This window comes from Paenibacillus sp. FSL H8-0332 (genome assembly GCF_037963835.1).
GTDB classification, from domain to species: domain Bacteria; phylum Bacillota; class Bacilli; order Paenibacillales; family Paenibacillaceae; genus Paenibacillus_AQ; species Paenibacillus_AQ rhizoplanae.
This window is the reverse complement of record NZ_CP150145.1, coordinates 304,680-317,686: the sequence shown is the minus strand read 5'-3', so window position 1 is coordinate 317,686 and position 13,007 is coordinate 304,680. Positions and strand designations below refer to the sequence as shown.

General features: G+C 55.0%; 9 protein-coding genes. All 9 read right to left on the bottom strand.

Annotation, left to right across the window (positions count from 1 at the left end; genetic code table 11):
• Positions 1–13: 13 nt before the first annotated feature.
• A complete protein-coding gene (locus NST43_RS01380) occupies positions 14–1,027 on the bottom strand; it encodes a carbohydrate ABC transporter permease (protein WP_339222052.1) in 1,014 nt (337 codons plus the stop codon).
• 22 nt (positions 1,028–1,049) lie between these two features.
• Positions 1,050–1,949, bottom strand: a complete 900-nt coding sequence (locus NST43_RS01375) for a sugar ABC transporter permease (protein ID WP_076085557.1) — start codon at positions 1,947–1,949, stop codon at positions 1,050–1,052.
• Positions 1,949–4,513 carry a DUF5696 domain-containing protein gene (locus NST43_RS01370; protein WP_339222049.1) on the bottom strand — a complete coding sequence of 855 codons (2,565 nt, stop codon included), beginning with the start codon at positions 4,511–4,513 and terminating at the stop codon, positions 1,949–1,951. The genes NST43_RS01375 and NST43_RS01370 overlap by 1 nt, the downstream gene beginning before the upstream one ends.
• An 18-nt stretch (positions 4,514–4,531) precedes the next feature.
• On the bottom strand, positions 4,532–5,155 hold the full coding sequence (locus NST43_RS01365; protein ID WP_339222047.1) for a Yip1 family protein: 624 nt from the start codon (positions 5,153–5,155) through the stop codon (positions 4,532–4,534).
• Positions 5,142–6,584, bottom strand: coding sequence for a tetratricopeptide repeat protein (locus NST43_RS01360; protein ID WP_339222045.1), 1,443 nt, complete (start codon positions 6,582–6,584; stop codon positions 5,142–5,144). Before NST43_RS01360 ends, NST43_RS01365 begins: the two co-directional genes overlap by 14 nt.
• A gap of 19 nt (positions 6,585–6,603) precedes the next feature.
• Positions 6,604–7,467, bottom strand: a complete 864-nt coding sequence (locus tag NST43_RS01355) for a carbohydrate ABC transporter permease (RefSeq protein WP_209993721.1) — start codon at positions 7,465–7,467, stop codon at positions 6,604–6,606.
• A gap of 5 nt (positions 7,468–7,472) precedes the next feature.
• Entirely contained in the window at positions 7,473–8,393 is a 921-nt protein-coding gene (locus NST43_RS01350) for a sugar ABC transporter permease (protein WP_339225312.1), read from the bottom strand.
• Between the two features lie 57 nt (positions 8,394–8,450).
• Positions 8,451–11,360 (bottom strand): extracellular solute-binding protein, encoded by a 2,910-nt coding sequence (locus tag NST43_RS01345; RefSeq protein WP_339222043.1) that lies wholly within the window; start codon positions 11,358–11,360, stop codon positions 8,451–8,453.
• A gap of 156 nt (positions 11,361–11,516) precedes the next feature.
• Positions 11,517–12,932, bottom strand: a complete 1,416-nt coding sequence (locus NST43_RS01340; protein ID WP_339222041.1) for an extracellular solute-binding protein — start codon at positions 12,930–12,932, stop codon at positions 11,517–11,519.
• Positions 12,933–13,007: the final 75 nt, after the last annotated feature.

Below are 13,007 nucleotides of genomic sequence, written 5' to 3'. Positions count from 1 at the left end.
TCATTTCCTCCTCCTAACCGACCAGACCGGACCGCTCCACACTCTCTACGAAATGCCGCTGAACGAATACATAGAGAATAATTAGCGGCAGAATCGCCATCAGCACACTGGTATTCATCATCATGGACATGAAGAACGGGTCCTGAACGAGCGAATTCGCCGCCTGTCCGCCGCCTGTCATGTAGGTAGCAATGCCGTAGCCGGCCGATGACATCATCGATGACATGACCTTCGGTTCATTCAGATACATATTGGTGAAGAATGAGTCATTCCACTGCCACACGAAGGAGAACAGCATCACCGTTACCATTGACGGAATGGCATTGGGCAGAATCACCCGGGCGAAGGTGGTGAAATAGCCTGCTCCGTCCACATAGGCCGCTTCCTCAATCTCCCGTGGAATGCCCTTGAAGAACTGGCGGAAAATATAGACATACAGCCCTGTCTTAACGCCCATCCCGAGCATTGAAGAAATAATAAACGGCCAATACGTGTTAATGAGATTCGCCGGCTTCCCCGTGAACAGCTCAATCAGGCCGAACAGGTCAAAATTCTTGAAGTGCAGGTACAGCGGGATCATGATTGTCTGGGAGGGGACAAGGATCGTAAAGATCACTGCCGCGAACAGCAGCCCGCTCCCCTTGAACTTAATCCGGGCAAAGCCGTAACCGGCCAGCACACAGATGATCGTCTGAAGCACCATGACCGCTGACGACAACAGCATGGTATTCCGCAGGACTGCCGGATAGTTCATCGCCTTGAATACGAGCCTGAAGTTCTCCAGGGTGAACGCCTGCGGTACCCAGATCACGGTGGAATCATACAAATCATCCATACTCTTGAACGCAATCGACAGCTTCAGCAGGATCGGGTACAGGATGACGAACGAGATACCGAAGACCAGCACAAAGCGGGCGATGACCCATAACCATTTTTTCGAAAATTCTACCCAATAAGCGGCCGAGGCCAGCCTGTGCAGCTGCTCTTTCCTGGAGCGGTGCGGCATTGCTGCGGTCTCTGTCTTCATGAATGTTCCTCCTTCCTAACCGCTAGTCTTGATAAAAGACTTTGCGTGAGATCAGCGCCGTCGTAATCCACAACAGCAGCGCAATGATGGCAAAATACATCCAGGACATGGCTGCGCTCAGCCCGAAATTGAAGCTCTTAAACGCTGTATCCACCACCATGCGGCTGGTCTGGTCGCTGATGAAGCTGTCGATGATGGTATAGACCAGATTCGTCAGGATCAGCGGGCCGATCATCGGAAACGTAATTTTCCAGAAGGCCTCGTAGCCTGTGGAGCCTTCAATCTTCGCCGCCTCATACAGGGAAGGGGAGATCGATTGCAGCCCCGCCAGGAAGATCAGGATCTGCACGCCCGATTGGCTGACAATCTCATAGATCCGGCTCACTGCCCCAGTCAGATACTGCACCACAGTGGGGCTCAGACCGGATTCGATCAGCAGCGTGGTCAACTCCAGATTCTTGATCACCGACAGGCCTCCGCCCGTGGAATCACTGGCGCTGCGCACAACGGACTGCATCAGATCCCCGTTCTCAATGCTGGCAATAATACCCGAGGCCAGAATGACCGGCAGGAAGAAGATGGCCCGGGCCAGCACCCTGCCATGGAACTTCTGATTGAGCAGCACGGCGAAAAACAGGCTGAAAATCAGAATAAGCGGGGTGTTCAGCACGATATTCATCACGGATTCCGTTAATGTCCGGACATAGGATTCATGGGAGAACAGCGCCTCCCGGAAGTTCGCGAGTCCGATATACTTCAGCGTGAAGCCCTCATCATTGACCTGCAGGTTACTGAGGCTGAACCGCAGGGAAGACAGCAGCGGCGTCAGGAACAGGAAGCAGAAGCCCGCGAACCAGGGAAGAATGAAGTACAGGCCGTAATATCTGTTTTTTTGCTCCAGGGACAGCTTCTTAAGCTTCATTATGGCTGCTCACCTCCTACCCGGTAATTCCGTCCGTCTATGGTTACTCCGCCCACAGTCACCGGTGCACGGTTATAATTCACTATAATTGCGGTACCCGCTTCATAGGTCGTCTGATAGACACCGGCCGCAAGCTTCTTATGCTCCTTGATCGTCTGGGACTGGACACTCTTCAGTACACGGCTCAAGGCCTGATACTGCCCGGCTGCCTGGTCAATCCAGCTGCGGTAATCGGCTGAATACAGCCGGTCGAAGCCTGTCATCTTGATATTAGAGGGATCTGCATAGAACCAGGTATAATAAGGTGCGCTCCCGGTCTCCAGCGCCTTCAGCAGGCTGAGTGATGCATCCTGATCGTCAGCCATATTCCAGGCGGTTCCGGCATATTGCAGATAGCCGTGGTACACCATCTGGAAGAAGGGGATGCTCTCATCCGTAATATTGAACCCGCTGCTCTGCATGGGCGCAGCAACTATATGACGGGCGAAGGGCGCCGCGTACGCATTGCCGCCTTCCACCATCAAGCGGGGCACCGAGCTGCTCATGCGCTCAAGCTGCTCCTTGACGATTCCCTCGGCCCGCTGGCGGTCAACCAGATCCTCCGCATTGAAATCGGAATTCAGCCCGCTGCCGAGATCCCGCAGGGACAAGCCGTCCACTCCAAGCGCTGCATAATCCCCGAGGAAGCCGTCTACCACACCCGGCAGTACCCGGGGGCTGACGACATAACCGGAGGGCTGCTTCACATCCAGCTTCAGCATGGAGAAGTCGAAGGGATACGTATGCGCCAGCTTGCCTGTAATCAGCCGGGAGGCCTGTGACTTGCCGAGGCCCTTGGCTTCCGGGAAGGTCTGCAGGAACGAAGCATCGGGATACAGTGTAACCCCCTTATCCTGTGCGTAGGCCTGGAGCTCCTTGAGCCCTTTGGTCCCGCCAAGCTTGCTGTCCACCGATACGCCCTTCGGGTAATTATGGTTGATGCCGCCGTTGAACCATCCGGTATACCGCAGCTGAATGTCTCCAATCCCCTTCTCCTGCATCTGCTCCAGAATGACCTCAGCCTCCTTGAAGGAAGTAAGCGGCTCATAAGCGCTGTAAGGAATGCCCAGGAAGAATTTCTTCTTCGGAATGCCGCCGATCAATTCCAGGTAGAAGGGAACGTCCTCTGCCCCTTCCAGCCTTGCCATCCCGGTATGTTCGATTAAGTACTCCCGGTAATGTGCGGCCATGCCTGAGTAGCTGGCCCCCTCCTTATCAAGGAAGCTGTAGGCTACAGTGATATCTCCGGAGAAGATACCTGCCTGAAATTGCTTCACCGTACTGGAGCGCCAGCCGTTGGTCAGCGTCACTTCCTCCAGACTGCCCAGCGTATAGCTGGAGAAGACATTGTTATACTGATTCAGCCGCCCGCTGACGTCTGCCTCCACGGCTGCAACCGCATCTCCGCTCTCGATCACCGCCAGGAAGCCGCGGTCCTGAACCTTCATGCCGAATACAGGCAGCCGTGCGGTCTCCTCCTTCTGCACTTGCCCCAGCTGGGTCAGCGCAGCATCCGGTCCGTACATCGCGGTACGGTATGGGGCAGCATAGAGCTTGTTATTATTGAAGTGTATCAGCGACCCGGAGCCGTCAGGCACCAGGCTGTAGCCCTCATCCTTCGTCCCGCTCGCCCCAAAAAACGGAAGCAGCGACAACGTCTGAATGTGCATATTATCCGGATATCTGACCTTATCGCCCGGGATGCTTACCCGCAGCTGCTTCCCGTCCAGCTTGTATTCCAGGGGAAGCGTCACCAGGGCGGCTCCGTCCTCCTCTTCGCCGTAGGCCGCCTTATCGATGGCGATTTGCTCCTCATCATAGCCCACCTGCTCGAACAGGGAGGTCACCTTCTTAAGCCCCACTCCCTTGAAGGAGGTATCTCTTCGTTCATACCGCTTATTGGATTCATCGTACCTGAACCGTTTCTCGATCTCCTTCTTGTCACGCTCCTTCTCAATGCGGTCGATGATTAGGGTGCGGAAGCGTTCTTCACTGATGTATTTGGGAATCCCATCGATATTGCTCTTGACCTCCCCCAGTGTGTACACGATATTCAGGCTGTCGCCCGATTCCTCGATGGTAAATTGGCTACCCTGCACACTGTGAGTGTAGTTGTCGTAGTTCATCAGATTGCCCTTGCTGTCATAATAGGTCAGCTCTACCTGCACATTCAGCTTGGATTTGTTATATCCGGTGGCGACAGCATCCTGTTCGCGGTCCTGGGGGTTAGAATACCAGAGCGCTCCGCTCTTCTTATCCTTAACGGCAATCTCCGTAGTCGTCTGATTCAGATACAGGGTCAAATACTCGTTGTCCAGGGCCGCCTTCAGATCTGCGGATAGCTCCGGCGATTTCGGGGTGTCCTGCACGCTCTGCGCTGAAGATTGTACCGTTGCTTCGGATTGTATCGCCGCATCGGACTGTACCGCCGCTTCAGGCGCAGATTCCGCCAAGTCTGTGTACGGCAGCAGGGCTGCGCCGCTGAGCATAATCACAATTGCAATGATGGTTAGCTTCTTCTTCAAAGCCTGGCTCCTCCTTTCTTATCCGCGAATTGAAAGCTCCTGGTAGACGGTGTAGACAAAACTGACAATTTGCTGGATCAGATTGAAGAACAGCAGGCCCAGGAAGATGATGATGGCCACTACAGCCAGCGTCAGCAGCATGGTTGTAATCGTTTTGAGCACCGTGTACTGATGAACCGTCATAGTCCCGATGAACAAGAGCCAGACGAACCACAGCGTGGCCAGAGCATCCAGCAAATGATAGAAGGAAGCCTCCCGCAGCGTAATCACGTTGCTGAGCAGGATATTGGGAATGTTGATCAGAATCAGCGGAAGCAGGGCGTACCCAGTAGTAATGACGATCTCCGCGAACTTACCCTCCCCGTCCATCAGCGTCGTCAGGGACCAGTTCGCCAGGCACCAGAGCAGGAACGGGAAAATAATATACTTGAGCTCATTGATGCTGTTCAGTGCTAGCGGGTGATTATAATTGACCACATAGCCTACATATTGGCGCTTCACAATCATAGTCACGGTAAGGGCGATAAGAATGCCCAGTGCCATGCGCAGCTTGCCCTTATTCTCATATTTCAGATCCCAGAATCCGTCGAAGGGGTGTACTGCTACATGCAGTGAATATTTAATGTCCTTAAGAAACGGCATCCTGAACCCTCCCTCCCTTTCTCGGCCGCTTCACCAGGCGGACGATCACGTAGCCGCCCAGCAGCACGGCTATCATTCCGGTCATATAGATGCTGAAGTGATCGCGCATATACTCCCTGCGGTATTTCCCCAGCGCCTTAGAGTAATATTCGCGGTCATTGCCCAGCTTCAGATAGGTCATGGCCTGCTTGTATTCGCCTTGGCGGAGCAGCGATTTGCCGATACCGACATACGCCATCTCATAGTTGGCATCCAGCTTCAGCACCTCCCGCCACAACTTCGCGGCTTCATCATGCTTGCCGGAGCTGTACAGGGTGTTGGCTTCATTAACCATGCTGCCGAACTGAGTCACCGTGAACTCGGTAATTCTCCCCAGATCACGGTCCAGCACATAGAGCGCATTCTCATAGCTCTCCACCGCCGCCGGGTTCTTGAATGTGCCGAGCTGGCTGCCGAGTTGACCGATTACATATAGCAGCTTGCCGTCCTCATTGTAGGTGAAGACCCGCCCGCGCGTGGTGTCCAGTGCCCGGTACACTCCGTTCCCCGTCACATCAATGTCAATGAAGGCGGAGCGGTCCAGGCTCAGATCGCCGATGGGCGGGATCTCGCTGCTGACCCGCAGGACATCGATGCCGGAGGGATTCAGTCTTTTTACCGGAGAGAAGGTCTTCTTATCCACGGTAGTGGTATAGATGAAGCCATCTTCATCGACATCGACATTATTGAATTCCAGCGGAATGAACTGCACCATCTTCTCGCGCTGCTCCTTGGTCGATACGGACTTCCAGAACAGATCCACAGGATCAAACTGCACCTTGTTCGTGCCCATGAAGCCTGTGAACTGCCCGTCGCTGTCGAACTCGATCAGCCCTTCGTAGACCCCTCTGCCGACCACATAGATGCGGCCTGCCTTATCAACAATCACCTTCCGCGGAAAATACTCAAAACCCGCTCCGATCACATCCGCCTTCGGCGCTCCGATCTCCCGCACGAAGGTTCCTGTGCCGTCCAGCTCGACCAGCCGTCTATTCTCCGTATCCGCCACGTAGATCCGGCCGGCGTCCGTAACGAAGAGCCCTTCCGGGTTATTGAAGCTGTCCTTCTTCTCCCCGTTCCGGAAGCCTTCGATGACACGGAGTGTGTTCCACTCCTTATCCAGCACCACAATCCGCCCGTTCCCCGAATCGAGCACATAGAGCAGCCCTTCCGCTGAGACAAACAGGTCTCCCGGGACGTTCCAGGCTCCCGTCCCTGCCTCTAGCCCGCTGATGGCCCTCGAAGGAAGATAAGCAATCGGCGACTGAACCGCGTCTCCCCAGTAGGAGTAGGTATATCCTTCATACGGCGCCGCCCCGGCCGGCCTAGGACACAGGCCCACAAGCAGCAGCACGGATACAAGCACCAGTATCGATGACTTTATTCTCAACCCTAACGCCTCCATCGCTTCAGTCCTTCATGCCGGACGAAGCCATCGTCTGAATCACATTGCTCTGTGAGAGAATGAATGTCACAATCGGCACGGTCATCATAATCACCGCCACAGCGGCCCCGACTCCTGCACGGGCGATCCCGCCCTGAATAATCTGGCCCATCGCGTAATGCAGCGTCTTGAGCTGCTCGCTGTAGATGAAGCTGCCCCCGTCTGTGCCCCATAGCATCTGCATCATCAGAATGAGCAGCGTCAGCCAGGCCGGCTTCACCAGCGGCATGACGACCTGCCAGAAGATGCGGTATTCACTTGCCCCGTCAATCTTCGCCGCCTCCAGCAGCGCATCCGGGATCTGCTCCATGAACTGCTTCATTAGATAGAGTCCCAGCGGATAGGCGAAGGCAGGAACGATAACCGCCTGGTAGGAGTCCATCCAGCCCAGCGCGGACATAATCATATAGTTCGGTATCGCGGTGACATGCGGCGAGAACATCAGCGACAGGACAACCACGGTGAACAGCACCTTAGAGCCGCGGAATTTATGCTTCGCCAGCGGGTACGCCGCCGCCGAGGCCAGCAGGATATGCCCGGCTGTACCGGCGGCGGTAATGAATACCGTGTTGAAGATATACCTGGAGAACGGCACCCAGGAATTCTTCATCACCTGAAACAGATTGGCGAAGTTCTCAAGCGTTGCATTGCGTACAAATAGCGTAGGCGGGAAAATAAACAGCTCATCCAGCGGCTTGAACGCATTGTTAATGACATAAATTAACGGAATCGCCATGAATGCTCCGAATCCGGCCAGGGCCAGGAACAGCAGGGCATCGACCTGCCAGGAACGGTTTACTTTTTTGTTCAGACGTATTGCCAGCTTCATCCCGCTTATTCACCCACCCTCTTCAGCAGCTTTTGAACAATCAGATTGCTGCCCAGCATCATCACGAACAGCACGGTGGCAATCGCCGAGGCATAGCCCATCTCGAAGCGGATCGTACCGTAGTCCACCAGATGGGTTACAATCGTATGCGCCCCGTACTGCACACTCGGGAAACCTGCCAGCGCCATAGCCACATCAGCAACTGCCAGCGAGGCAGTAATCTGAATGACCGCTCCGAACATCAGCTGCGGGCGCATGGAAGGGAGCGTAATGAACCACAGCTCCTGCCAGCGGTTTTTGACACCGTCCACAGCCCCTGCTTCATACAGCGTCTTGTCAACGGTCTGCAGTCCGGCGATGAAGGCCAGGAAGCTGGTCCCGAGACTTAGCCAGAGCTGCACCAGCATGATGATCCCCAGCATATACTTGGGGTCCTGCAGCCATTGGATCGGCTCATAAATTACGCCAAGCTGCATGAGAAGTCCGTTGATGATCCCGTAGGAGTCACTGGAGAAGATGATCTGCCAGATGAAGAAGACATTCCCGGAGATCGACGGCGCAAAAAAGATCAGGGTCATAAACGCCCGCAGCTTGGGATTCAGCTCATTGATCAGCCAGGCAAACAGAAAACAGGCGATATAGCTGACCAGTCCGGTAACCACCGAGAAAATCAGTGTATTCTTGACCCCGATCAGGAACACATCATCGTTCCAGAGCAGCTTGGAATAATTCTCCCAGCCGATCCAGCGCGGCATCTCCAGCATATTGAAGTGCGTGAAGCTGAAGATGATCGAAATCACCACCGGCAGTACGGTAAACAACAGAAACAGCACCATATATGGAGCCAGCAGTACATACAGATGTTTATCCCGCCGCACATCTTTGCCGAACAAAGCCCAGTAATTACGCAGCCCGGAAGGGGACAGCCGGGGCTGAATCAAGGGTTCGGCCGTATTTTTCACTTTCTGCACAAGAGTCCCTCCCTATTCCCTTCGTTTCAAATCGAACTCTGCTCTCTTTTGATCAATCTCATAGTCAATCTCCTGCACATAATCGTACAGGGCATCAGCGGTGTTCGTTCCATTGTTGATGACCTCGCGCAGAGCATTGTCCAGATGGCGTCCTGTGAAGTAACCGCCCGGCACCTCAGGCACACCCTGCACCCATTGCCACTGCTCCTCCAGATGGCGGTAATCGCTAGTCGGCCACGGCAGCTCCTTAAGCGCTTCAACGTTGGCGGTCGGATACCGCGCAGCCGCGCCCATGAGGCCCTCCATCTCCCGGCCGAAGCGGACCTGCGAATCCTTGTCTACCCACCACTTCATGAATTCCCAGGCGGCATCCTTGTTCTTGGCCTGCCTCAGCATCAGTGCGGCGGTGCCCCCGCTGGCAACATCCCTGCGGATACTGCCGTCCGGCTGCTTGGTACCCGGAACCGGAATGAATTCCCATAGCCCCTTTATCTCCGGCGCAGATACCGTCAGATAGTTATAGAAGGTATAGTCCTGAATGCCGACCGGCATCTCGCCGGTGCGGAACCGCATCGGGAAGTCGAAGATCAGCGGCAGCTTGTAGCTGGTATAGAAATTGGTCCAGTTCTTGAAGGCAGCCAGCCCGGTCTCTGTATCAAGTCCGCTCTTGGCTCCGTTATTCAGATAAAATGATCCGCCCATCTGATAGAGCAGCATGGCATACGCGCGGTTGACCTCCAGTACCGGCACGCCTGTGGTCTGCGCGAGCGGCAGCGCCATATCCATCCGGTGCTTCTGCAGCACCGGAATCATCGCGTAGACCTCATCCCAGGTCTGCGGCGGCGCAAGGTTCAGCTCCTGCAGAATATCCTTCCGGTAGAACAGCATGTTGAAGATCTGCTGCTCCGGCAGGGCAAAGACCTGATTCTCGAACCGGTACGGCACGAGCGCGCTGTCTCTGAACTGCTTCACCACATCCTCATAGCCGGGATACTTCGACAGATCCTCCGCCGCTTTGCGCATCCCGAAGTTCACCGGCATATCATTGCCGACCTGCATCGCCACATCTGGGCCTTCCCCGGCCAGCGAGGCGCGCAGCAGCACATTCGGACTCACCAGCTTCAGATTGACACCGATGCCGGTAAGCGGGGTAAATGTATCATCGATCATTGCCTTCAGCACCTGCGCCTGGTCGCGGCCGGTTCCGATCCATACATCAATGGTCTCGCCGTTCTCCGTGGTATTGCCAATTGTGTTGTAATCCTCGAAGAACGAATGAGTGAAGGACGACACCTCATGCACAAGCTTCCTGAATCCGGAAGCATTCGCCTTCGGCAGCTTCACATCCGGCGAAGACAGCAGCAGATAATCAATCTCCAGCGGCTGCTCCCGTACCTCCAGAATCCAGGAGCCTACGCTGCCGACATTGATTTTGAACTGCGACAGCCGCTTCTGCACTGTTTCCGGCTTGTCGGCCATATCGGCCAGCTGATAGGCAGTTTTATTCAAGGTTGCGGTTTTATCACTCTTTTCCCCTGTAAGCCGGACCAGCTCTTCCGATACGCCATATAGAATCTGGCTCTGCTCACGGAAGACCGCCGTCATATCCGGGATTTGCTCCTCCAGCCTGTAATCGCGGTACGGATCTGGCACATTGCCTGTAATCATCAGGATTTTCCGGTACATCGCATTAATGTCCAGCACACTGGCCTCCACCTGGCGCAAGAGCGGTGCAATTGCCCCGAGGCTGACCTCCAGCTGCAATTCGTGTTTTCCTTTGCTTAAATAGAACAAATACGGCTCATCATCGTTCCCCAGCCGGTTCATCTGCCAATCCGAATCGTAGTAGAACGGAATCTGCAGCATTTCCCGGAACGGAAGCTCTCCGTCAATCCGCATAGAGCGTGTGGAATATATCCCTCTTAGCAGCTCTTGCCGGCCTTTGATGGTGATGTTGTACAGACCGTCCTCCGGCGCTTCCACTTCCCAGGCGATCCATTGGCCCGGTACCCGCCAGTTATTGGCGCCAATCGTGTTCATTCTGATCTTGGAGACATCGTACGGCTCTGTTGAAGGGCTTGAGCGGTCTGTAATCGGATACAAGGTCGGGGAGGATTTGTAGGCCGCCGCTTCCCCCTGTACCTTCACCGCGTGGCCGCTGGTGGCCTTATACCCCTTAGCTTCGTAGCTCTGCTTCACCTCTGCGTAGGCAGCGGGTGCAGCGTAGCTGTGCAGCTTAATATAGTCGATGACCATCGGCTCTCTGCTGGACACCATCGTCAAGGTGTGCGTTCCGGCCGACAGATAGAATTGGTACGGCTCCTCATAGTAGCCTTCCGTATCTCTCAGTAGGGTCTCCTGCCAGGCCGGGGCCTCAATCTGGCGCGGACGGAGATCATTGTCCCGGTTATCCTGCTGGATCTCCGGGTTCTCATTGACCCATATCCGCCCGAAGGACAGATTGCGGGCGCTGGTGAACGGCAGCTTGCCGTCGATCAGCAGCTCACGTTCAATCGCCGAGCTTTTGCCCTTCACCGGATAATACCGGACAGAGATGTGATATAGCCCGGACTTCGGCACATCCAGCTGCCACTCCACCGAACCGCTCTCCTCCGTTCTGACGTATCTTCCCGTCTCCCCGCCAAGCTCCGTCAGCACCTCCGGGCTCATCCCCTCGGCCCCTGTATAATCGGCTCCCTTCAGCATAATTTCTTCGCGGGGCTGCTCCTCGCGCTCGTATTGCTGCAGATAATGCTCATAGCTGCCCTCAGGCAGCTGCCGCACCTCCTGCCCGTTCCCCGTTACACCTTGCGCCTGGGCAGCAGGCAGCTCTGCGCTTGCCGCTGGCAGCGCCATCATGGAGATCAGCATGACGGTTACAAGTGTCCGGTTCATCATCCGCCGGGATAATGATATTCTCACTCGGGTTCCCTCCTCTAGCAGACTTGCATAATAAGAGTGATACAGGTGCACAAGGCTACGCCGCCCTATAAGGGCGGCTGCCGATTCTGCGGACTAACACAGCAGGTATTGCACAAGACAAGCAGGTATTATCCTTGTTATGAGCCGTCCGACTACCTATTTCTTCTCTTTATCCTGCTCACCGCTCAGTACCTTCTTGGCTGCGGCCTGCGCCGTTCCAATGACTTGGGCCACCCCGGTGGACGGTGTAATCTCGCCCTTCAGGAATTTCTCGGTTACCTTATCCAGCTGATCCTTGACGCCAAGACCGCCGTAGCGTCCGCCGAAGACCCGCTCCACCTTACCTTCATCATTCATCGCATTGGCGATTGAGGCTTCATCCGGCAACACATTCTCCATCGACAATCTGCGGTTCTCCTGCCAGCTGTCGAACGGCTGCAGATCCTCCCAGATCTTTACGATTGTATCCGCATCCTTAACCCCTTTGGGAATGGCATAGGCTGCTGTCTGGCCCAGCGGATCGTAGTACTTATCGGCCTGCGGGCCTTTTGGAATATAGACATATCCCCATTCATCCTTCATCTTGCCAAGAATACGCCCCTCGATTTCCCAGAGACCGCCCGGATACATAGCCACGGTGCCTTCTCCAAAATACTTAGCCGGGTCTTCCCAGTCATTGCCCTCGTTAGGCTTAAACACCTTATCCTGGGTGTAGAGCTTATGAAGAAAGTTAAGCGCTTCCATAGATGACGGTGAATCAAAGACTGCCTTCTGAGTAGCTTCGTCGTAGATTTTGCCGCCGTTGCTGGCGATCAGCAGCTCCGAGATCACATAATGGGCTCCGGCCAGACCGTATTGGTCCATCTTCCCGTCCCCGTTCTTGTCAATCGTCAGCTTCTTCGCCGCATCAAGCATCGTATTCCAGTTCCAGTTATCCTCATCCATCAGCTGCTGCGGGTCCTTCAGGCCTGCTTCCTTGAAAATACGCTTGTTGTAGAACACGCCGCTGTCATTCGGGCTGTACCAGCTCTCCAGGCCATAGACCTTGTCGCCGCCGAAGCGCATGGAGTCAATCACACTCTGATCGATGAGTGAATCCTTCAGATAATCATCCAGCGGTGTTAGGAAGCCGCCATGCATCAGGCCCCAGATGAAGCCGTCCGGCAGCCGGACAATCTCGGCAAACGGATCGCTCGCCATAACGGAAGAGGACAGCTTCTCGGCGGTGGACCAATACTCTGTATTCAGGTATTTAATCTTGACGTTGTATTTCTCTTCCACCGCTTTGATCCGTTCGCGGGCAAGCTCATCTGCCTCTGAATCCCCGACAGGAGTGGCATCCCACCAGTGGGAGATGCGGATCTCCCGCCCGTTCAGATTAGCAACCGGCGTTGCCGAAGGCGCTTCCGTTGCCGCTGGTGCCGTTTCACTGGCTGCCGGAGCCTGAGTCGCCTCCGCCGCCGGTGTTGCCGGTGCAGACGCATTATTCCCTCCGCTGCAACCGGTTACAAGTGTAACTAAGGCTGTCAGCAGCATAAGCCAAGCCGAGCTTTTCTTCTTCAACTGTTTCACTGTTCGCCACGCTCCCCTAATTTCAGTGATGTTAAGCTAATCCAAGATAGAACTGTTCAAGCATGTCTGCGTCCG

Excerpts from the sequence above, each read along its gene's own strand:
- NST43_RS01380 (WP_339222052.1), bottom strand. The coding sequence starts at position 1,027 with ATGAAGACAGAGACCGCAGCAATGCCGCACCGCTCCAGGAAAGAGCAG.
- NST43_RS01375 (WP_076085557.1), bottom strand. The coding sequence starts at position 1,949 with ATGAAGCTTAAGAAGCTGTCCCTGGAGCAAAAAAACAGATATTACGGC.
- NST43_RS01365 (WP_339222047.1), bottom strand. The coding sequence starts at position 5,155 with ATGCCGTTTCTTAAGGACATTAAATATTCACTGCATGTAGCAGTACAC.
- NST43_RS01355 (WP_209993721.1), bottom strand. The coding sequence starts at position 7,467 with ATGAAGCTGGCAATACGTCTGAACAAAAAAGTAAACCGTTCCTGGCAG.